This is a genomic window from Paenibacillus sp. 2RAB27 (assembly GCF_052115445.1).
Lineage (GTDB): Bacteria > Bacillota > Bacilli > Paenibacillales > NBRC-103111 > Paenibacillus_E.
Genome location: NZ_JBFRGR010000002.1, coordinates 287,602 through 310,600 on the forward strand (window position 1 = coordinate 287,602; position 22,999 = coordinate 310,600).

A 22,999-nucleotide genomic window follows, 5' to 3' on the forward strand; every position below is an offset into this window, starting at 1 on the left:
AAAGCTTGATTCGCAGTCAGCCGTTTTATTCATTTAATCACTATTTTTTAGGCTCACTTTTAGCATTAAATCGCTTATCCCATTCAGCCAGAACACTATCACGGTTTTTTGCCGCATCATTCAAATCATTTTTAATCAATTGTTTCACTGGATCAACGGAATAACCTTCAGGAATTTTCGTGGAATCGGTTTTGATCGCCAGAATGGCGTAGTTTTTGTTGTATTCTTTCATCACGTCATCTGTAATTGCCCAATCAAGGAAATCTTTAGCTACTTGCTTAATGGTTTTCTTTTTCATCAGTGCATTCGCTTCTACATCCCAACCGGAACCTTCTTTCGGGAATACGACTTCAACAGGTGACCCGGCTTTCTTCTCTTGAATGCCACGGTACCCAAATGAGATACCGATTGGATATTCGCCTGTACCTGCCGATTTAGCGGGTTTGGAACCTGAGAGTGAGTACATCGCAATGTTCTCATTCAGCTTATTTAAGAAATCCCACGCCTGATCTTTGCCTTTCAGTTGCAGCAAACCGGATACCGTCAGGAAGCCAGTGCCTGAAGCGGAAGGATTCGGCATCGTGATGAGGCCCTTGTACTCTGGTTTAATTAAATCTTCATACGATTGTGGAATTGCAAGCTTGCGTTTTTCCATTTCCACTTTATTTACGATAAAAGCCGTTTCCCAAGCATCAATACCTACCCAGTGAGTTACTGCATTTTTATCTTTGAAGTCCGGAAGGATCCGGTCCACACCTTTGGGTGAGTAAGGCTCCAACATCGTGTTCTGATCAAGCACTAACAAGCTTGTTGCTGCAAGTCCCCATACGACATCTGCTTGTGGACTATCCTTCTCTGCAAGTAGTTTGGCTGTTACAATTCCAGTGGAGTCACGAACAATATTGATTTTCACATCCGGATATTTGGCTTTAAAGGTTGTCAGGTAGGTTTTGATTTGATCATCTTCTAGAGCTGTATACACCGTTAAATCCTTGCTTGTTGTGTCAATTGCACTTGCAGCGTTTGCACTAGACGCTGGACTTGACGAAGCACCTGTAGTCGTTGTGCTGCTTGTCGTTTTGCCACCACATGCTGTTAAAAGGAATACAACGCTCATTACAGCTGCTACACTTACTAATGATTTTTTCATCGATTCAAGTTCCTCTCCCTTTGGCTTTCTTTTAACCGGATGTGTTCATCCTGATACCTTTACTATAAAGCAGCTTTGTAAAATTAGTGTTAAATACACATTAAGATATTGTTTTTAATTTCTTTTAGTTGTTTTTATGTTGTTTTCCAAAATAACTGATTTTCTACACCTTGAAGCAGACGGTGAATATCTTCTAAATGAACATCCCCGATATTACCAATTCGAAATGTAGGGGCTGCTGTTATTTTGCCTGGATAGATAACGAAACCCTCTTCCTTCATACGCGCATAAAACTCATCAAAAGAAAACACAGGAGAATCCGGGAACAAAAATGACGTAATGATTGGCGATTGCCATTCTTTTGGCAGCAAGGTTTGGAAGCCAAGCTTTTGCATACCTTCCACCAACGTTTGCTGATTACGTGTGAATCGTTCGAATCTGGCCATGACGCCACCTTCTTCTTCTAGCTCTTGCATGGCTTGATCAAAAGCTCGCACCGTATGTGTCGGAGATGTATAGCGCCATTTGCCGTTACCATGCTCCATCGTTTCCCATTGGTCGTAGAGGTCCAGTGAAAGCGAACGCGCAAGGCCTTTGCAGGTAAAGAGCGCTTCTTTTTTTGCAATAATAAATCCGAACCCTGGCACCCCTTGAATGCATTTGTTTGCGCTGCTGATTAGAAAATCGATGTCAAGATCGGCTACATCAACTGGCACGCCACCGAAACTGCTCATTGCATCGACAATGACGGTTTTACCGTATTGTTTGGAAATTTTCGCTACGTCTGCAATCGGATTGATCATACCTGTCGTCGTTTCGACATGAACGACCGCTACATGCGTAATCGAAGCATCTACTTTTAGTACCTCTTCCAATTGCTTTACATTGACTGGCTTTGTCTCGCCAGCATCCAAAACAATCGCATAAATCCCTAGTACTTCTGCCATTTGTGCAATGCGTTTGCCATATGCGCCATTCGTAAGGACAAGCAATTTGCCAGTTGGCGGAATGACGGATCCAATAACGGATTCCACACAGAACGTACCGCTGCCTTGCATAAGTACTGTGGTGTAGGCCGACGGATCGGTAGTCGCCATTTGCACCAGACGGCTGCGAATGGATTGGACAAGTTGGTTATAGTCTTGATCCCACGTACACCAGTCACGCAGCATCGCTGCCTTTACTTTTTTACTCGTGGATAATGGGCCAGGGGTTAATAGTAGGTATGGATTATCTGGAAGTTGATTCACATTGACATTTAGGTTTTGTTTCATACTCATGGACGCTCTCCTCTTTCTATACGTTGATTGATTTGATCAATAATCATATCCAATTCACCGATCGATTCGATGATATAATGTGCACCATTTGCAAGGAACTTGGATTTCACTAGCTCCATACGCTCAAGAAGAACGTCAGGCTCACAACAGCCCACTTCCTCTTCGCTCATGCCGAGTTCACTGCTGCCTTTCACGACACCAACTGTCCAAACACCGGCATTTACGCCTTCCTGAACATCGCTCGTGGTATCTCCGACTTTTACCAAATTGTGCATCGGATACACATTCAAAGCCATCGCGTTCTGGTAGATCATCCACGGGTAAGGTCGTCCCGCAGACACCTCGTTCGGCGTGACCAAATGGTCGGGTGCATAACCGAGCTTCGCGGCCTCCTTCGTCACAATCGCCATCATCTCGGCTGTGTAGCCCGTTGTAGATCCAAGTCGAATGCCGCGCTCACGAAGCCTCTTGGTGAGATCGATGGCGCCCGGAATCGGCTCTGCATATTGATGTACGATGCCTAGCAGCATGGGCTCGAAATCGGCATACAGCTCATCGATATCATTCTCTTGTGGAAGCCTTCCGTAGCGCTCCTGCCATAGGCCGATTACGCGCTCTGTTTGTAAAATGGCGCGAATATGATCGCGTTTCAATAGGCCCATCGGCGCTCTAGCCTCTTCGATGGTTATGGCGATTTCTCTCCTGCGGAATACCTCCATAAACACATTCAACGGTGCGAAACACCCGTAATCAACCATCGTTCCTGCCCAGTCAAAAATAACAGCTTGTATCATGTATATGCCTCCCTATTGGATCGATTTTGAGTTTTCAACTTTTGCCAAGCTTGCTTCTAACATATCGAAGGCTTCATGCAACTGCTCCGCTGTGATAATCAGCGGTGGCGATAGCGTAAGCACATTGCCTTTGGATACTTTGAAATTAAGTCCTTGCTCCAAGCAGTCATACATGACTTGCTCAGCTTGACGAACGGCAGGTTCCTTCGTCACTCTGTCTGTCACTAACTCCACCGCAATCAGTAAGCCGATTTGCCGAATATCACCAATGAGCGAATAGGTCTCCATCATCACTTGCAAGCGCAGCTTCGCGAGGTTCGCCATCTCATTCGCATGTGCCAACAAATTATTCTCCTCGATGACTCGGATGGCTGCTAAACCTGCTGCCGCTCCAACGGGCGACTTTTCGTGCGTATAATGACCAATCGACATTTCCTGAGCTTTGTTCAATTCTTCCTTCACTAGCAAAGCAGCCATCGGGAACACACCGCCGCCTAAACCTTTTCCAAGAACCATCATATCGGGCTCAATGCCATAATGCTGGTAGGCAAACATGGTTCCCGTACGCCCAAGTCCTGTCGCTGTTTCATCTACAATGAGTAAGGCTCCGTACTTATCACAGAGCTCACGAAGTCTGCGATAATAGGAGATCGGCGGAATTTGCACATCCGTATTACGAATCGTCTCCACAACAACCGCCCCGATCTCGCCATCCTGCTCCAGCACATATTCGATAGGCTTCAAACAAAGGGAATGCCCTTCATCTTGACAACCAAACACACAGCGATAGGAGTTAAAAGGAATCACATGCTCCGCGCCAGGAAGCAAAGGTCCCAGCCCTCTGCGGAAAGCGCCCTCACCGCCAACAGATATGGCATCGAGGGAGGCACCGTGAAAAGCGCCCCACATGGAAAGCGTCTTGTACTTCCCGGTGACAGCCCGCGCCAGTTTCAGTGCCATCCCAATCGCCGACGTCGCCCCCGGTGCAAAAAGCACACGGCTCAAGGATCCATTCGTTAATTCAACTAATTTATTGGCCAGATCAATAGCAGGAATATTGGTATATCTTCTGGTGCAGAAAGAGAGTTGATCCAACTGCTGTTTGACGGCTGCAATAACTTCCGGATGGCCGAAGCCAAGCTGATGCACATTGTTGCCATGGAAATCCATGATTCTTCTTCCCTGTGCATCCTCTACGTAAATCCCTTCACAAGCAGATAAGACGTTTAGGCAAGGTGAAGACAATGTTTGGTGTAAGAAGACATCCTCATCCTCTTGAAGAATGGATCGCACTGCATCATCCACTTGATCGCCCAACCGCGCTTGGCGAGCATCCGTCAAATTGATATCGCCCTCAGTCTTCATATAGGCTTTATTCTCGTACATCGTAGTCACCTCAGGTTGGATTTGGTTGTTCTTGTTTCTTATGATACAGGGCATTTGTCATCTGACGGTTAAATACATGTAAAATTTATGTTTTTGTGTTGTTTTATTTTGTTTTAGTTTGTTTTTAAAAAATAAAAAAGGCTCCTATTGGATTTCCCCTATAAAGAGCCTTATTTTCGCTATGATATGTCAGAGGAGGCACCTGGTTTATCCGCCAGAGGCTAAACTTTGACTTGGCTATCTCGAAGCCATGTTTGTAATCACGTTTATCACAATGTTAAGATTTGTTTAATTTTGTTGTTTGTTGTTGTATATTGTTTATTTAATCCAAAAATCAATTGATAAAGCACCATTTATAAGGTAATATCAAATTTAATCTCACTAGTAAGTTGTTTGTTGTTGCAGTAAAGTTCCGAAACAGGGAGGATTTCACATCTATGTATAAGAAGCAAGCTCTAATTTTCGACTTAGATAACACCTTATTATGGGATGAGAGGAGCATTAACGAGGCGTTTCAGGCAACATGTCAACAAGCGGCGCGTCATTTCGCCGTAGATGCTGTGAAACTTGAACATGCCGTCCGTGAATCGGCAAGTCAGCTATTTAAAACCTTGGAATTATATGATTGGTTGCATATGATTGAGGTGACCGATCTAGAAGCATTATGGGGAAAATTTCAGCAAGGTGAACATCCAAATTTCCACAGAATGCAAGAGTTAGCCCCCCAATACAGACGTGATGTATGGAGTCAAGGACTGAAAGTGCTGGGAGTTGATAATCCATTAATAGCAAGCCAACTGGCTTATCAATTCACGGAGGAAAGAAGGAATCGTCCTTATGTTTACGACGACACCTTCAAAGTACTTGAGGAATTACGCAAAGAATATAAACTATTGCTAATGACCAATGGCGCGCCTGATATCCAGCAAGAAAAAATAGATAGTATTCCGGAACTTGCGGATTATTTTGATCATATCGTGATTTCTGGCACCTACGGCGTTGGCAAACCGAATCCTGCCATTTATCGCCATGCGCTGGATCTGCTTAGTCTCTCTCCGAGTGAAACGGTCATGATCGGAGATACGCTTATAACCGATATACTAGGGGCGCAATCCGCCGGCATCACTAATATATGGATTAACCGCCATCTTGTTCCCCCAACACTTACCATTCGGCCAACCTTTGAGGTTCAGAGTCTAAGCGAAATTCCACATCTTTTACTTTCGATTCAACAATCACAACAAGATATTGTTTAATTGGATTGATGATCACAACCTAAAGTTCTTGTATATCTTGCCGATATTGCATCCGATACTCACTAGGACTTTGTCCATATTTGGCGCGAAATGCGCGGCAGAAATAAGGATAGCTGCGGAAGCCGGATGCTTCGGCAGCGTCCTCAAGCCGCATGTCACTGTACCGGATTCGGTCGCTGGCAATGGCTAGACGAACCTCGACAGCATAACGCATTGGCGGCAAGCCAAAAGCCTCTTTGAACACATGGGAGGCGGTAGACGCGCTGACGCTGTTGCGCGCGGCAAGTTCATCCAGCGTGAGCGGTTCTGTCGCATGTTTTTCAATATATCCCTTAAGCCTAGAAGCAATATAGTGTTCCTTTCGGCCTCCCGCGGACAATGCATTGGCGATGGACCGTTCCAGTGTCAAACAAAGCAGCTTAGCGCAACAAGCGGTGATTTCTTCATTGTTCTCATGCACATTTCGCTTCTCATAAATTAACCTCCGCCAGAGGCTAAGCAAATCTTCATTAACCTCGATGTGTGCGACATCGGGTAATGTCTGACTGGCGAGCCAACGGTCGACCCATCCTCCCCCACATACCACATAGTAATCCGTACTATCGACAAGATTTTGTCCATCCATCCCGCTCTCTTCGCCAATGAACAGCTGATAGGTGCCTTGTGGTTTCGAGATAACCAAATCGCCGGGATAAATGTAATGCGGATTGCCACCCAGATCAACACGACAAGTACCCTTCACTTGCAGCCTCATCAGTACACCGTCCTGTCGACGCTCCAATTGGTTGCGGTGCGGTGCTAGATGATGGGAATAACCCACATGTATATATCGAAATCCGTAATTTTCCATTAGCCGCCCCCTTCTCTTTTATCTTAAATAAAATGCAAGATAAGTCAAACCTCACAAGATCGGATATTCCACCAGTGTAGTGGTCTTTTTATAATGAAACTAAGGAATTCAAGCCAACTTTCTGGCTATTCTTTACGAAATAAGTCAAATAAAAAGAAATGAATACTAGGAGGATCTTAGAGTCATGAGCACGACATATCGGATTGGCATCGCTGGAGCAGGCGGTATTTTCAAAGAGTCGCATTTGAAGGCCTGGCAGGAAAATCAAGAGTGCGAGATCGTCGCCATCTGCGACGTGAATGAAGCACGTGCACACGAAATGGCTGAGCTTTCTGGAGCAAACCTCGTTTACACCGATTATAAGCAAATGATCGCTGAGGCAAATTTGGATGTAATTGATATTTGTACGCCGAACCTATATCACTCGGAAATTGCGATTGCGGCCTTACAAGCGGGAATCCACGTCATCTGTGAGAAGCCGGATGCGGTCTCTCCCGTCGAAGCGCAGAAGATGGCTGATGCAGCAGCCCAAAGCGGCAAACTGCTCATGGCGATTCGCAATAATCGCTTCCATCCGAATGCCCAATTCCTACAGCAGTTTGCAAAAGAAGGCGGACTCGGTGAGATCTATACCGGACGCTGCGGTTGGATTCGTCGTAGGGGTATCCCAGGCAAAGGCGGTTGGTTTACGACGAAGGAATTGTCCGGCGGCGGACCTTTAATTGATTTAGGTGTTCATTTTATCGATATTGCCGTGTGGGTCATGGGCAATCCAAAGCCTGTCGCGGTCAGCGGGGCTACCTACCGTAAATTTGCTGACAACGATGTATCGGACTCGAAGCATAGCAGCTTCGGGGAGAAGCAGTCCGATGGCACGTTCGATGTGGAGGATTTGGCTATAGGTTTCATCCGCTTTGACAACGGTGCTACGCTGCAAATCGAGTTCAGCTGGGCTTCCAATATTGAAGAAGAGACGTATTTTGTCGAGCTTCGCGGGACGAAAGCAGGCGCAACATACCGAAATTACGAGTTAGGTCTATTCTCGGAAATAAATGGTCAATTAATGGATAGCAAATCTTCCCGTTCTCATGGAAAACCGGTTAAGATGCATCATGCCAATATTAATCACTTTATCGATTGCTTGACAGGTCGAGCGGAGCCCATTATTCGTCCGGAGCATGGCGTGGAAATGATTCAAATCTTGTCCGCGATTTATGAATCAGCGGAAACCGGCCGAGAGGTTCGCCTCTAGGAACTGAAATGAGAAACGGCGGAACGCATCAACTGCGTTACCGCCGTTTTATTTGTAACAAACGAATTACGTGTTATAGTCAACGAATCTAGCTACAAGTCCAATTCTGCCCCTTGTCTGATCCATTTTAGCTTTGGCTTCTATACGATAGTCGGTCCACGTTGATTGGCCCTGAAACAGACTTCGTAGCCCCTTTATCCGTATTGTCGGACAGATAGGCTTTCGTACTGCCATCCGTTACCACGGCGAACGTTCCCCAGGAAGATACGACAGACCACCCATTCGCGCTTCCAGACTCAAAATTATCTTCCAGCAGCGAGCTTTTCGTCGTCGCTATGGCATCTCTACTTACATTAGAATGATTATTCGCTGGGTCAAACGCTTCAACGGTGTACCGGTAGGTCGTGCCAAGACTCAAGCCGTTGTCTACATAGCTCGTGCTCATCCCATTGACTGACGCAATTTCTTTCCCATCCCGATAGATGATGTAACCAGCCACACGATCATTATCTGTAGATGGGGTCCATAATAGGGATATTTCATATGACGAGAGCGGGGTTGCCGTCACATCCTTGGGTCCCCCCCTCTCCATAAAAGTCCACAAAAAAAAGGCATATGCAAGCGTGTGAAGAAAGCTATCCACTCACGAACGTTGCATATGCCATTGAACTAGCCTACCAAATCACAACTTATTTCTTGATATTCGTCGGCCAAACGAACGGAACACCTAACGCTTTCTTAGCTTCTTGGAACTTCTTGTTTTGATAGTCAATCAGCTTTTGAGAACCAAGCTTTTCTTCTTGATCAATTCCTTCTTTGTAGAGTTTTTCTACATCCTCCGGCGCTTTAGCCAGGATCATTTTCGCTCTGGTTTTAACACGAACTTCTTCACGTTTCGCATTGATCCCCGCTTCTTCTGTGCCGCCAAGCGGTGAAGTCGATTCGAAGGCAAGCATATCATACGTGTATTTACTGAAATAAATATTCGATTTGGTTCTTTCCGTTTCTTGTACACCGTTTACTGGTAGGGTGCGTTGAACAGGCACATAGTTAATCAGCCAATCTAACGTTCCATTCCCGTATTTCAATTTCGTTTTAGCGGCATCTTCGCTTCTAGCTTTAATAAACTCGTCTGATAATTTCACCTTCCCATTCGCATCATAATCCCACGTAATACCTTTAGGTCCGTAAGTCACATTTAAGCTCATTTCGTCAGAGGACAAATAATGCATAAGCTTAATAATACGATCCTGATTTTTCGCTTTGCTGCTAACCATCGTCAATGTCCACCCGGAGGCTGGGACTGGATCAATCACCGGCTGTTTTCCTTTGTCACCGAGTACAGGTCCAACTGATACGAAGATCGCTTTCGGATCTTTGGCATATAAGGCATCCCATTTAATAGCCTTGTTAGTAAGCGCAAAGACTGCGCCATTGTTCACTTTCTCGGTAAGCTGTGACTGATTCAACGTTTGACTATCTTCTGGCAACAACCCTTCCCGATATAATCGGTTGAGGAATTGATACGCTTCAAGTGATTCGGGCGTTCGTTCACGATCAACTAGATTACCTTGCGCATCTTCACGTGGGGCGCCGAAAAAACTTGAGATGACCCAGCTCTCGAAGTAGGCAGGAGTCACATCGAAACCATTATATTTCGTCTTCGAATCCTTTACTTTACGCAGGGCTGCGACCAACCCTTCCTTCGTACTGAAGTCCTCAGGTTTGATACCAAGCTGATCCATGATATCTTTACGTGCATATAAGCCTTGGTTGCTGTAAATCGTATCCCCTGGTTTGAACGTTTCTTTGGCCCAGAAATAATTGGCATACCCATAGAAATGGCCATCTGGATTACGGAACCAATCCTGCATGGATTTCGCCACATTAAACGACGGATCATGCTTCTTAATCAACTCATCAAGTGGAGCGACCAATCCGGATTTCTCAAGCACTCCTCGCTGCGGTGCCCCCTTATCCACGGTAATCATATCCGGGATATCTCCTGATGCGATAAGAGCGCTTAATTTATCATCATTACCTGAAGTAAATTCAATGGAAACACCCGTATCTTCCGTAATCTTCTTATCCAGCAAGTTGTTAATGGGATCCCAATTTTTCTTATAGGATTCTTGATCGACGAACCAAGTAATCTTGATTGGGGATTTATCATCAGGTTTGGCAGACGCCGACGCTGCAGCTGCTTCTGATGCCTTAGGTGAACTCGTTGTTGTTTCTGAGCCTTTATCTGTAGAACAACCTACAAGCAAGGTTCCAACCAATGTTGTGACAAGCCCCATGCTCACTAAACTTTTTTTCATTTGCTTTGCCCCCTTGATAGTCGTAAATTAACCTTTCACAGAACCAATAAGCACACCTTTAACAAAGTACTTCTGCAAGAATGGATAGATCGCGACGATTGGCGCTGTTGTGGCAACCATCATGGCTAGTTTCAATGTAGCCGAACTAACATGCTTCGCTTCTTCTGGCATAAAGCTCATCGCTTGCTGACTAAACGATTCCCCATACGACGCATCTGTCACCATCCGCATGAGTACAAGTTGAACAGGCTCTAAATTTGATTTCGTCGTAAACATCAACGCATCCATGTAAGAGTTCCAATGATACACCCCATTAAACAAAGCAATAGCGGCTAACACAGGCTTCGTCAACGGCAACACCAATTGCAGCAAAATCCGATATTCCCCTGCCCCATCCATTTTAGCCGACTCGATAATTTGTTCAGGGATCGTTCGAAAGAAGGACATAATAATAATCATATCCCAAACACTGAACAAAGAGGGAATAATATACACCATAAAATTGTTTAACAAGCCGATTTGTTTATACAGCAAGTAAGTTGGAATAAGTCCACCATAGAAGAACATGGTCGTGAGCATAATGACGAGATATACATTACGGCCACTAAGTCCTTTACGGGACATGCCGTAGGCGACGAGCGCTGTAAATGCGATATGCGTGGACATACCGAGCAGCGTTCTGCTAATCGTAATGAAAAACGCATGATAAATGGTCGTATCTGAGAATACAGCTTTATAATTGGCGATCGTAAACTCCCGTGGCCATACATACACGCTTCCTCGCAAGTAATCCAACCCGTCATTAAAAGAGCCAACCAAAGCGAACCAGAACGGAGCTAGCGTTACGAATACAACTGTAGACATAAAGATGATGTTAAAGATGTCAAACCATTTGTCCCTAGTGGAACGGATATTCATTTTGGTTCCTCCTTACACGCAAGCATTCCTCTTAGAACAAGCTGTTGTCTGTCACTTTACGAGATACATAATTAGCAGCAAATAATAGAATCAGGGCAACAACTGATTTCGCTAAGCCTACCGCAGTCGAATAGGAATACCTCATTTGCCTGAGGCCTACCTTATAGACATACGTATCGATCGTTTCACTCACATCCAGATTCAGTGGATTCTGCATGACCATAATTTGCTCGAAACCCGTGTTCAATATAGAGCTTATCGCAAAAATGAGCATAATCACCACTGTCCCCATAATAGCTGGGAGTGTCACATACCACATCCGCTGAAATCTGCCTGCACCATCAATCTTCGCTGCATCATACATTTCCTGGTCCACACCGGCAATTGCTGCGATATAAATAATCGCTCCCCAGCCAATCCCTTTCAATATTTCAGCGCTAACCATAATCATCCAGAAAAGATGCGGTTTCGCAATGAAATTAATCGGTTCATCGATGATATGCAAACTCGTAAGTAAGAGATTAAGAATCCCATTCGATGGCGAAAGCACCGTCAGAACTAATCCTCCAAAAATAACCCACGATACGAAATGAGGTAGATAAGAAATCGTTTGTACGAAGCTCTTGAATCGTTTCTTATTCAACTCATTTAGAAAGAGTGCAAACACGATGGGTGCAGGAAACCCAATAACTAATCCCATCAGATTCATCGCTAGCGTGTTCCGTAATACATTCAAGAAATTCGGATCATTCAGAAATTCCTGGAAATGCTTGAACCCAATCCACGGTGAATTCATCACACCCAAGAAAAGATCGTATTCCTTAAACGCAATCAGAATGCCATACATGGGAACATACGAGAACAGTAGCAAAAACAAGATTCCCGGCAATACCATGCTTTGCAGCGCGAACTGGCTCTTGAAGCGCTGCCATCTGCCCGTCGCTGATAATCGTGGCGCTCGAACTCGTTGTTTCGCATTTACGGCTCCATCCACTTGACTTTCCTCCCCGATTCGCTGCCCTAGTCGTGATAACCAAATGACAGCGTTCTCTTTCATGCTAACTCTACTTCTGCTATAGCAAAGCAACTTCGGAAGCATATCCTCACTATACATTTTGAAAGCGCTTATAAAAATATCACTATTTTAGTTTTGATACCTTCATTTGGTCTCTGTCTAAAGTGCGAAAGGTTTTGCATCCCTTTTGTCGAATACCTCCCTACTAACATCTTTGGAGAAAGAAGGAGTGCCGTTGCAACGTACGTTTCATGCCATGAGTATCAAAAGTAAAGTGACGCTTGCCTTTATTTTTTTCATATTAATCCCCTTCAGTGTGCTTGGACTTTACAGCTATAATCAGTCACAACGCTTCATTCAAGCGCAATTGCTGGCAAATTCACAGACGACCGTTAAGCAAATCAAGTACACGGTCGAAAGTAAAATTGACCTTATTGAAAGCGTTAGCAACAATATTACGTATAATTATCGGTTTCAACAATTTCTAGGTGATCCATATTCCTTAGAGAAAGATTCTTTAGATACCTATTTCAACTACGCGGCTCCACTTGTCAATTATGCGATGCTATTCCAGAAAATTAACATCCAGAAAATTTCCATTTACACCAATAATGATTCCATTCCTGAAGGCTTTGGTTCCTTTTACTCGGAGCAAAAAGTCAAAAAAGAAACCTGGTACGATACCTTTAAAGCCTCAGATAAGAAGTCACTCTGGGTGCTGAATACAAATCAGGCAGATGGTAGTGATATTTTCAGATACATCCAAAAAATGATCTCCATCGAAGGTTACTATCTCGGTATTACAATCGTTGACGTGCGCTCCGCCGATCTGCTTGAACCTGCGGAAGGCCCTAATATTGCGAATCAATCCATCTATATTTTGGATGAAAATCATAAAGTCATTCCCCAGGGAAGCAAGGATACCCTTCATACATTGGATGAGGTAATCCCTTCGCTCTTCTCGAAAGGCTATGCCAAGAAATCTGGCTTCTTATATGTCGCTGATACGTTAAAAGAGGTCCAGCATGTCATCGTCATGGTGATTCCGCTCCCACCACTGCTCGGTTCCTTACAGGTTGCGGCTAATCTAGCTTTTATACTTACTTTCATTGTCCTATTGATTGCTTTCTACTTCGTCCTTAAGATGACGTTAAGTAAAATGAAAACGAGCATTAAACAAATGGATCTCGCCATTGAAACAGGGTTTCAGCCCATTCCTATTGTACGGAAGGACGAGTTCGGTGTCATCACCGAGAAATTCAACATTTTGCTGAATAAAATTACCCTGCTATTAAGCGATATGATCAAAAAAGAGACCATGCACAAGGATGCACAGCTCATCGCACTGCAATCGCAGATTAATCCGCATTTTATCTACAATACACTGGATATCTTTAGTGCCAAAATGGAAATCGCCGGCCAGTATGATGTGTCCGATGCTATGGCCGATTTCGGTAAAATGATGCGCTATAATATGGACGGTCACACTAAATTCGCAACGCTCCAAGATGAGCTTCGTTATCTCGGGCAGTATATGACGCTTCAGAAGGTGAAATATGGAGACAGTATTCATTTCCGCGTTCATGTTCCCAACGAGCTTCTCAGCATTCAGGTGTTAAAATTCATCCTACAGCCAATTGTTGAGAATAGTGTGAAGCATGGCTTCGCTAAGCAGGACACACTCGATATTGATATTCATGTCAGTCAAGAGAGTGATTTATCCATCCGTGTATGTGTAAAAGATAATGGCTCCGGCATCGAGACCGCTCGGCTCAAGGAACTCAATGAACAATTCCGCACTTCCGTGTATATGGCCAAAGGCGATAAAGACCGAGAAAGCATTGGTCTAGGTAACATTAATGAACGATTGAAGTTATTTTACGGTGAGAATTATCCCTTACGGCTAAACAGCCTTGAAGGCCAATTCGCAGAAACGATACTTACCCTTCCTTATGACGCAAGAAGAATCGAGGAGAATGATAATGTACATCGTACTAATTATTGATGACGAAGAATTAATTGGCAGCGGCGTGAAAGCCAAACTTGAAAGGGCCAATGTAGCAGGCGTTCGGGAAATTTTTGTCGCGAACGGCGGTCTACAAGGGCTTACCATGGCTAAAACCTTACAACCACACATCATTATCACGGACATTCGTATGCCCGAGTTAGATGGCATTCAATTGATTAAGGAGCTTGCTCCGCTGCTAACACGCTCCAAATTCATTATGTTGAGCGGATTTGGTGATTATCCTTATGTCCGTGAGGCATTCAAATACGGCGCACAGGACTACTTATTGAAGCCTGCGTCTTCTGATGAGCTAGGAAAACAAGTTCAATCCGCGATTGCCAGTATTGAGAAAGATAACCTTAGCGACCAGCTCATCGAAAGAAATCTCACGGATGCACGTGCGTTGCTTACTGCTCGATTACCCCTCGTCATCCATAGGTCGAATGTTGCGGTGAGAACCAAAGATTCCGAGCCACAGCAATCACTCGAAGCTTACTTTGCGCATCCGCTGTTCGCCGTTTCCATGCTATCCTTCGACGATGTTACCTTCAGCGAAGAGCATTTGGATACGGTAAGTGAATGTTTGGAACGATGTGTTCAGGACCATGATTTAGCGTCACAACTACGCTTTCTAGCGTTTCATGATGTGCAAGGCTGGGTATGCCTTGTGTTCAATTATGCCGTAAACGTTTCTACTGAAGCTGTTCAGAAGTTGCTTGGCAAAGCTGTTAGCGTGCTTCGAAAAGGAAATCCGCGAACACCTACAGCTTCGATTAGTCAATCTGGGCAGGGCTTGGACGATTTATCGCGTCTGTACAAACAAGCGCATCAAGCGATGTCGGAGCGAATTTTACGAGAACCAAGCGTGGTCTTCGTAACGCTTGATCCATCGGGTAAGACGGATGCTTGGCTGCCTGCCAAGAAGGAGTTAGAAGAGTTCAAGCAAGCAGCCGAGACCCTGCATGTGGAACGTATCGGCCTCTGGGTTGACCGCCATCTTAGCGATTCGCTGCGCACACAGATGTCTTTGGAGCAGCTGAAGTCCATTTATGACCTGGTGCTTTCTGAAATCCATCGCCATGTCCATGAACGTTTTCTTTTTGAAGAGACCGAACGCGCGACAGCTTTCGACACCTTTCACACATTAGGCGAGCTCCGGCATTATTTAAAAAGCTACGCCACAGATACAAAACAGCTGATCTCGGAACATGCTAATTTGGGTGAAACCGTTATTACCGTAGCGGAGTCCATCGTTCGTGAGCATTACAGCCGCGATCTACAGCTTGCCGAAGTGGCCAATCGGGTATCGATGAATTACTCGTACTTCAGCAAGCTTTTCAAGGAACGTACCGGATTAACGTTTACTGCCTATTTAACCAAAGTCCGCATGGAAGAAGCCCAGAAGCTGCTCAAGAACCCCACCTTACGGATCAACGAGATCTCGGAAAAAGTAGGGTATGGCAATCTCTATCACTTCTCGCGTGCTTTCAAAAACTATTTCGGCGTTTCCCCGAAGGAACATCGGAAAACGATGTAATGTGTAAATCGCACTTTAGGACATCTATACAAAAAGAGGATGTCTCAAAGTCAATTTAGACTTTTTGAGACATCCTCTTTTTTCGTTAATGACTGCTGAGTAATAAACTTGCTTCCCGTAAATTATCTGGATTTTCTCCATCTAAACACGAATCGGCCTTATTTTCCATGTCCTTAGGGTTGGCTTTTGGGACAACCCCATAATTCATCTTAATAACATCGTATCTCATAGATGGCAGCGGACGGGTCGCCGTTAGTTGCTTCAATGACGACGCGTAATTTATCGGTTTGAACAGACTGAGCTAGTGTATATCGGCAATGACGCTGGTAATTATCGTTCACCTTAAGGAGCGTCTCCCATACACCGCCAACAAAAGCTTCAATCCGATAATCTTTCGGACATTGCGGATCGCGATAAAACGGTGCATACCCGTGGTATTCCCACAAAAGGCTGCCAGGGAATGTGAGCTCAATCTGTCTAATAGATTGTTGATCTTCCCATTTCAATTCCAACCATTGCGGAAGCTCCTCTTTTGCATCCGAACGCCACAGGTTCGTATAACGGTAGGGTCGCGTTACGCCGTTAATCACATGCTCAGGGCTGTAGGCATGCTGAGGAGGATCCACGCGGAAGCTGCGCGTCGGACCGTTCCAATCCCGGCGCATTTTGCCCTCCCCCATTTCATATGCGCACGTATGACCTGGCACAATGCCATCCCCACAATGCCAAGCAACGTGGGGATTTGCTAGTAAGTCCAAACGCACATAGGTCCCTGACTTCAAGCCATCCGCTTCATTCAGATGTAAATCCCAATCAATCCATTGGTATTTCCCTGGCATGATTTGCAGTTCCGTTGTGGCCAACGGTGGATTTGCTTCGCAACGGTAATCCCAAATATGATCCACCGGAATGAGTTTCGCTTCTACGATTTGTGGGGTATCACTCGTATTCGTCAAACAGACAGATACTCGGTTCAGTACTCCCTCCGAAATCGCAATCCATTGCCCCTTACGTTGGCGAAGTAACTCATCTTGATGACCCAACTTGCCAGATGCTTGCAGCCCCGCCTTCACTTCCGAACCTTTACACGAAGCTTGACTGCTAGCCCCAACGCTCGCTTTGCGTGCAAGATCCAACTCGTCCTCATTCGTTGTGTTCAGCAGGAAACAGCCGTCACGCAGCAGCGTTTGCTTCACTTCTTGTATTGCCTGACTTGGTACCTCTGCGAGTGCTAATCCATGCTTCAAGGCAATCGCAGCTGACGTCCCCACGGCTTGCCCAACCAACGCGGTTGTCGCCATTACCCGCACCGTGCCTAATGCGGCATGCGTCACAGAGATATTCCGCCCAGCCATCATTAAATTATCGACATCTTTGGCAATCGTTGACCGCAAAGGAATACCATAAGGGCCGCAGTAGCTTTTCACCATATAAGAGGATGTTTCATCATAGCCTTCTGAACTGGCATGCTCACTAGTAGGCGCAAGAAGTCCCCCCGGTGTATGTAGATCAAGAAACCAGCCGCCGTAAGCAATCTCATCCTCAAATACCGTTTTATTCAGCGGGTCATGTTCCGTCATCAGATATTGCCCCATAATTCTACGGCTTTCCCGTTTGCCCGGCACTTGACCAATCCAATCAATCGCGTGATTAGCTGCCAGCTCCTTAGTAAGCGGATCCTTATTCTTGATCCAATCCCAAATCCCCAAAACATACCGCGATAGCTCATGGCGGATATCTTCACTTTCATAGATGGTGTGCCAAGGCATACCGATCTCGATCCACCAGTAACCACCACGCATATCATTCGGGTTCCGACCCTGTTTATAGAAAAAGTCGGGATTATCGAGCTTAGCAGCCCAATCTGGAGCCGTGAACGGAGCCGGGGAGCCAAGGTCTTTCGTTTTAAAAAGCAGTGAACTCCCCATCACATCTCCGCTAGCCTGCAGTGGTGCATGCGGTTCGGCGTATTCCTCGCGTCCTTCGGATCCCATCCGCCATTCACAACCTGCACGGTCGGCAACGATTCCATCGCCTGTGCAATCAACGAATACATCCGCTACGAATTCAATCTCCGTCTCCGCGTTAGCTACATAACCCACGACCGACGCAATCTTGCGCTCACCCGCCATCCGAACATCCAGAATGGACGTGTTCAAATAAAAGGTCAAATTCTCTGTTCGCTGTGCCATATCATACATCGTCATATCCCACACGCTGTTCGTCCAGCCATTCTCAAAAATCGGCTCATGATTTCGCGCACGTTCCTCAATCAATAACTCCGATACGATTCCGGTTTCCTTCGCGTATACATGAAAAGCAGCCGCACCATGCGGCGTTACTCTGACCTCGGACGAACTGTTTCCCCCGAAGACAGGGCGATCCTGTACCAAACATGTTTTGGCCCCATGTCTAGCTGAAGCAACCGCCGCACAGAAACCCGCCAGTCCACCCCCGCAAACGACTACATCGTACTTCTCCGTCTTTTGCCCATGCTTTCTCGCTGAATGGTTGCCCTCCGTGCGAGTATTCTTAAAGTCGTTACCCATTTCTTATAGTCTCCTTTTATGCAGCATCACCTAGTTCTCGATAGATGACAGCGTTTTCTTAACCTCCTTTACACTGTATCCTGATTAAGAACGCAATAAAATATCACCATTTTTGATTTGATGCCTCCATTTTGGCATCGAATTATCTAGGCACGAATTTGACTGCATCCGCAATAACGAATCCAGTTGTCCCTGTATTGCTAATGACCACATATCCCGATGTCCCGGCATTAAATGCGTATCTCCCTATGGAATTCCACATCCCGCCATTTGCCTGTTGATTGATTGTTGTGCTGGACTGCCCACCCGCATAGTTGACAGTGACCGGTACATTGTTTGCTCGATTCGTATCCGCATTCCACCACAGGTAGACATCATAAGAGCCTGCAGATGCGATATCAGGTGCATACTTAACGCTCTTGGATCCCTTCGCTGTATCCCCGTCATGCAGATAGTCCGCACCAACTCTTAGGCTGCTGTAGGTACTGGCCGTCCAAGTCCCCATCTGAGTTATTCCTGTTGAATTACTGTTATCCATAAGGATTGTAGGTGGTTCGTATCCTCCAATGCTTGGCGGATTGCTCCTAACATTCTTGAAGTAATCCTCTGCTACATCGATTAGGTTATTCTTCCCCTTAGCAATACACGGAGAAGTGCCCTGCAGTTTGAAATAGTCCGGTCCGAATGTACCGCCTACAAGCAATGGATCCCCGATGACATCATTCACATTCGAAGCAACGCCACTAACAGCACTGGACCAACAGTTATTGGCAAAAATCAGTCCTGAATTCTGATCTACATTTTGTAAAGTACCCGTGTTCGACCTGAAAATATTGTTTTCTATCTTGGTGTTTACATGGTTTGCACCGCCGGTAATGAATATATTCGTACTTGTTGAATCAATAAACGTGTTGCCTGCAATGATGTCATTATCCAAGCGAGTTCCTGTTGCTAATCCCGTATTCCAATAAGTAAAATTCTTGCTGTTTCCTTTCAGAAAATTATTAATAATCTTCCTGTTGTATCCTGCTGTAAAATTTTGAAAAGGTTCATCCGCTATGGCAATACCCATGCTTGGGCCTCCGCCCCTGAAATAAATCGCATTCCCCGTATTGTATATCAAATTCCTTTGTATGATTACGTCATGAGCCTTGTCTACGTAGACTTCCAACGCATAATTATCATAAATAACGTTATCTTCCAAAACTACATCATGTGTGTTATACCAAAAGCCAACCCCTTCACCCCAATTGTCGTATATGGTGTTGTTCTTGATTGTTCCATAGGCGCTGCCTCTAATCATGATAATCAAAGGCCAGTTCATTTCACTGGATAATCTGCTAAAACGCCCAAAATTGGCATTCTCCCATACCCTATTGCCGTCCAACGTAAAATAATCAACATTCTCTAACTGTATCGCCTCACCACGGTTCTCATGAATATTCGAATTTCGAATGATAATATCATGATATCTTGTTGCCCCCGAGTTACCTGCATACATTCCAGCACCATAGGATTGTGTCAATGCAAGACCGTCAATGGTAATATAATTGGCCGTAATACTCATCAGCGGATTCCAGGAAAGCGTAAATTGCTGCCCGTTATAATAGGTCACCCCGTCATTGGTAACGTTAGGTCCCGTATACGTAACGGTTTGAAGACTGAGACTGTGATTCGGGTACGTATTTTGACCAGAAATGACTGGAGTCTCACCTGGATATGCTTTGATTATAATTGGGTTACCACTTGTTCCTGAAGTAGTAACACTGATCGTTGAGGTAATATTGTACGTTCCGCCTCTCACAATAATGGTAGAACCGGGGCCGGCAATCCCAGCCATATTTACAGCTTGTTGAATCGTAGCAACGGGCTGACTCAGCGTACCTGGGTTACTGTTATTTCCTGTGGTAGATACATAATAGATTGTTGCAGCAGCTTTAACTTCTGTCTGAAAAATAATTCCCAAGACAATCAGTACAAGGGTCATGATCAAAACCTCGATTACCAATGAAGATCTTCTTTGCATGCTCTTTGTTAACATCATCTCATCTCCTTTTCTGGTCGAAGTAAATTTGAACACCTTTTTAACCATTCTGCACAAGTTATTGTAAGCGATTTCAATAAAAGTTATATCACCTCTTTCCAATTTTAAAAATACCTTTATTCAACATTCGATACCCTTATTTTAACTTAGATACATATTCTTCAATATTTTCACTACAGAAACCACACAAACCACTCAATTATAGAGACAGATAATTAATTTTCCATTTTCAATGCAAAAAGGACCCTCTATCCTGCATAGAGAGTCCTTTCATACTCGCAATACTATTTCTTATTCGTTATCGTCAGCGGTGAAATCGTCCAAGCTGTCGACACGCCACGCAAGCCGACACGACCTAGTAGAAAAGCATTCGGATCCTTCCACGTCAAGATAGGTTTATCGCTATCCTCGGAGTAAACTTCAATGGATGCGCCTTGCAGTTTCACTGAAATATGGCGCGTTTGACCAGGCTTGAAAGCAAGAGCGCCAGAAGTCGCTTCCACCGAATTCTCGTAGCTTACACGCCTTAGCACAACTTTGTCATTCTGAAAACCAAGCGTGTAGCCCATATAAGCATCTTTCACCTGATCTTTAAAATCAGACTCGTTCGTAGTCCGCAGCAGGACGCCAACTTCATCGGACGTTATTGCTTTGAGCGTCACATCGAAGCTTACGGAATAATCCGTCCAACTGGGCTCCCCGCCGAATCGATTAACAAGACCAACGGCCGTCGGTTTGATGACCGTCTGCTCTGGCACCGCTACAGTTCGGCTCGCTTCCAGGTAACGAAGCGTAACGTCTCCTTTCGCCCCGTGCAGCGACAGCCATTGTGTTCCTGCCCTCAGCTCGAACTCGCCAAGCGGTACCTTTGTCCATGCTGCATCGCTTGCGAATAAAGAGGCGTCCAGCTTGATTGACTTGGTGCTTCCGTTGGATTCAATCACCACGGTTGATCCCGCCGAAGTCTTGGCAGCGTTAACTGAAAGTAGATAGCTGCCATCCTCGCGAACGTTGACTGGAAAGCTGAGGCCATCTTCCTTCTTCGAGAGGACAACAGCTTCACTGCCATCAGGCGTTAGGCCAGATTGGATGACTGGACTGCCTTCCATGACGCCATGAACTGCTTCCAGAGTACCCGGGAGCGGCTTTATCACTTCTTTATCACTGCTGCCATTAGCTTCATTCGAGAAGGCCGTATAGTGCAGATCAGGCTTCGCCTCTTGCGGCCATGCATAGCCAATTCGGCCAGCTTTCCCAGCCATAGCGGCTTGCTCAATCTTCTGCAGTCCGTCCCAAAAGATAATTGTCCCCGAGCTGCTTGACTCGATCCGGATCGTATGGATCTTCGCTAGATCCGTCCCTTTCGGCAGCGGCTTCGTCGCAACAACCATTTCCACACCATTTACGCGATCGATCAGGGAAAGCTCCATTGTTGCTTTATTCACACGTGCTAAACGGTAATTGTCTGCATTTCCGTATGCGAATACGGCATCTAACGAAGAAGCCTGTCCACCACGATTGGCAGCATCCCATCTGAAATTGTATTCAGCGGTGTACAAGTTACTTGTGACTGCTCTGGTCAGTAAAGTCTCCATGCCTCCTGCTTGATTCACAGGCTCCCACTTGTCAGCAGATGGCGCAGCACCCGGAACATCGTGAAAAGCCGGCATTCTAGGCGCTTCCTGCGGTGAACCGTGTGTCGGACCGAGAACAGACATCTTGTCACCGTTGAAAACGAGTCGATCCAGGTTTAACTTGCGAACGGGAGGGCCTTCGGCTGACCGTCCGACTAGGTTATGGTAAACCATATAATACGAATCTAGATCAGGTCCCATGACCGTCGCACTGTGACCAAGTCCGTTGAAGTCATTGGCTGTGGAAATCAGGATCGGGTTATTTTCGGGAATCGTATACGTGCCAATCGGTGAGGTATGATTGACCCCATAATTAACACGATAACCTTTGCTAAACACATGATTTCCTGTGTACGTGATGAAATAACGACCGTTTCGCTTGATAATCATGGAACCTTCTGTCCAATGTCCGAGCGTGGCGTTCAACTGCTTACCGGGTTCAATTGTAAAGGGATCTGACATCAAGCTTGCCATGATACCGTTCAATTTGGCATGTGTGAAATACCATTGCTCATCGTCGTCTATAAACACAGAGCCATCAATCGTGAAACCGAGATTGTCCGTCTTCTTCACAAACGGCCCTGTCGGTTTATCGCTTTGCAGGACATAATGCCCCTTGCCCGCCGGTGATGTGTACATATAGAAAGCACCGTTCCAATAGACGACCTCGGGCGCATATGCACCTTCGCTGATCGCCTCCTCGGTTACCAAGCCTTCATAGTGCCAGTTCACAAGATCATCAGAGCTCCACGCTTTCACCCCGACTCTCCGATCCTTCGTGCTGCAATATAAATAATATTTGCCGTCAAAACGTAGAACATAGGGATCTCCGATCCCGTAATCCTCCCATTCCTGGTCCAATACGAACGGGTTCTGGTATGTCTGATTTAAGGATATTGCCACCTTGTCCGTCCCTTTCTTTCCCCAGAGCCTGGGCATGATCGTCAAAATCGCCAAAAAAAGTACACACACAACTACAAACCATATCCATGACTTCTTAACTAG

Annotated in this window: 16 protein-coding genes; 4 read left to right on the plus strand and 12 right to left on the minus strand. The window is 45.5% G+C overall.

Going from position 1 to position 22,999, the window contains the following annotated elements:
• Positions 1 to 40: 40 nt before the first annotated feature.
• From AB4114_RS04015 to pbfA, 4 genes are all read right to left on the minus strand, one after another.
• On the minus strand, positions 41 to 1,150 hold the full coding sequence (locus tag AB4114_RS04015) for a putative 2-aminoethylphosphonate ABC transporter substrate-binding protein (RefSeq protein WP_441987253.1): 1,110 nt from the start codon (positions 1,148 to 1,150) through the stop codon (positions 41 to 43).
• Positions 1,151 to 1,284: 134 nt separating this feature from the next.
• Positions 1,285 to 2,424: a 2-aminoethylphosphonate--pyruvate transaminase gene (phnW, locus tag AB4114_RS04020; protein WP_441987471.1), complete on the minus strand. Its 1,140-nt coding sequence runs from the start codon at positions 2,422 to 2,424 to the stop codon at positions 1,285 to 1,287.
• A gap of 2 nt (positions 2,425 to 2,426) precedes the next feature.
• A complete protein-coding gene (gene phnX, locus AB4114_RS04025; RefSeq protein WP_441987254.1) occupies positions 2,427 to 3,224 on the minus strand; it encodes a phosphonoacetaldehyde hydrolase in 798 nt (265 codons plus the stop codon).
• Positions 3,225 to 3,236: 12 nt separating this feature from the next.
• Complete coding sequence (pbfA, locus tag AB4114_RS04030; protein ID WP_441987255.1) at positions 3,237 to 4,610, minus strand: (R)-1-hydroxy-2-aminoethylphosphonate ammonia-lyase; 1,374 nt, start codon at positions 4,608 to 4,610, stop codon at positions 3,237 to 3,239.
• A 437-nt stretch (positions 4,611 to 5,047) separates the two neighbouring features.
• Here pbfA and AB4114_RS04035 point away from each other — a divergent pair, with 437 nt between their 5' ends.
• Positions 5,048 to 5,866, plus strand: coding sequence for an HAD family hydrolase (locus tag AB4114_RS04035; RefSeq protein ID WP_441987256.1), 819 nt, complete (start codon positions 5,048 to 5,050; stop codon positions 5,864 to 5,866).
• 19 nt (positions 5,867 to 5,885) lie between these two features.
• On the opposite strand, the gene AB4114_RS04040 is transcribed toward AB4114_RS04035, so the two are convergent.
• Complete coding sequence (locus tag AB4114_RS04040) at positions 5,886 to 6,716, minus strand: helix-turn-helix domain-containing protein (RefSeq protein ID WP_441987257.1); 831 nt, start codon at positions 6,714 to 6,716, stop codon at positions 5,886 to 5,888.
• A gap of 184 nt (positions 6,717 to 6,900) precedes the next feature.
• Here AB4114_RS04040 and AB4114_RS04045 point away from each other — a divergent pair, with 184 nt between their 5' ends.
• Positions 6,901 to 7,968, plus strand: a complete 1,068-nt coding sequence (locus AB4114_RS04045) for a Gfo/Idh/MocA family protein (protein WP_441987258.1) — start codon at positions 6,901 to 6,903, stop codon at positions 7,966 to 7,968.
• A 127-nt stretch (positions 7,969 to 8,095) separates the two neighbouring features.
• On the opposite strand, the gene AB4114_RS04050 is transcribed toward AB4114_RS04045, so the two are convergent.
• The 4 genes from AB4114_RS04050 to AB4114_RS04065 all read right to left on the minus strand — a co-directional run bounded on the left by AB4114_RS04050 (position 8,096) and on the right by AB4114_RS04065 (position 12,264).
• Entirely contained in the window at positions 8,096 to 8,536 is a 441-nt protein-coding gene (locus AB4114_RS04050; RefSeq protein ID WP_441987259.1) for a fibronectin type III domain-containing protein, read from the minus strand.
• Positions 8,537 to 8,657: 121 nt separating this feature from the next.
• The gene (locus AB4114_RS04055) at positions 8,658 to 10,289 is read right to left on the minus strand and encodes an extracellular solute-binding protein (RefSeq protein ID WP_441987260.1); all 1,632 of its coding nucleotides are present in this window, start codon (positions 10,287 to 10,289) and stop codon (positions 8,658 to 8,660) included.
• A 27-nt stretch (positions 10,290 to 10,316) separates the two neighbouring features.
• The gene (locus AB4114_RS04060; protein WP_441987261.1) at positions 10,317 to 11,207 is read right to left on the minus strand and encodes a carbohydrate ABC transporter permease; all 891 of its coding nucleotides are present in this window, start codon (positions 11,205 to 11,207) and stop codon (positions 10,317 to 10,319) included.
• A 31-nt stretch (positions 11,208 to 11,238) separates the two neighbouring features.
• On the minus strand, positions 11,239 to 12,264 hold the full coding sequence (locus tag AB4114_RS04065; protein WP_441987262.1) for an ABC transporter permease: 1,026 nt from the start codon (positions 12,262 to 12,264) through the stop codon (positions 11,239 to 11,241).
• 187 nt (positions 12,265 to 12,451) lie between these two features.
• Here AB4114_RS04065 and AB4114_RS04070 point away from each other — a divergent pair, with 187 nt between their 5' ends.
• Positions 12,452 to 14,227 carry a sensor histidine kinase gene (locus AB4114_RS04070; RefSeq protein WP_441987263.1) on the plus strand — a complete coding sequence of 592 codons (1,776 nt, stop codon included), beginning with the start codon at positions 12,452 to 12,454 and terminating at the stop codon, positions 14,225 to 14,227.
• Positions 14,205 to 15,767: a response regulator transcription factor gene (locus AB4114_RS04075; RefSeq protein ID WP_441987264.1), complete on the plus strand. Its 1,563-nt coding sequence runs from the start codon at positions 14,205 to 14,207 to the stop codon at positions 15,765 to 15,767. Before AB4114_RS04070 ends, AB4114_RS04075 begins: the two co-directional genes overlap by 23 nt.
• Positions 15,768 to 15,976: 209 nt before the next feature.
• Here AB4114_RS04075 and AB4114_RS04080 read toward each other — a convergent pair whose 3' ends face one another.
• From AB4114_RS04080 to AB4114_RS04090, 3 genes are all read right to left on the minus strand, one after another.
• Positions 15,977 to 18,316, minus strand: coding sequence for an FAD-dependent oxidoreductase (locus AB4114_RS04080; RefSeq protein ID WP_441987265.1), 2,340 nt, complete (start codon positions 18,314 to 18,316; stop codon positions 15,977 to 15,979).
• 142 nt (positions 18,317 to 18,458) lie between these two features.
• Positions 18,459 to 20,360, minus strand: a complete 1,902-nt coding sequence (locus AB4114_RS04085) for a golvesin C-terminal-like domain-containing protein (protein WP_441987266.1) — start codon at positions 20,358 to 20,360, stop codon at positions 18,459 to 18,461.
• 284 nt (positions 20,361 to 20,644) lie between these two features.
• Positions 20,645 to 22,897, minus strand: coding sequence for a family 43 glycosylhydrolase (locus AB4114_RS04090; protein ID WP_441987267.1), 2,253 nt, complete (start codon positions 22,895 to 22,897; stop codon positions 20,645 to 20,647).
• Positions 22,898 to 22,999 lie beyond the last annotated feature (102 nt).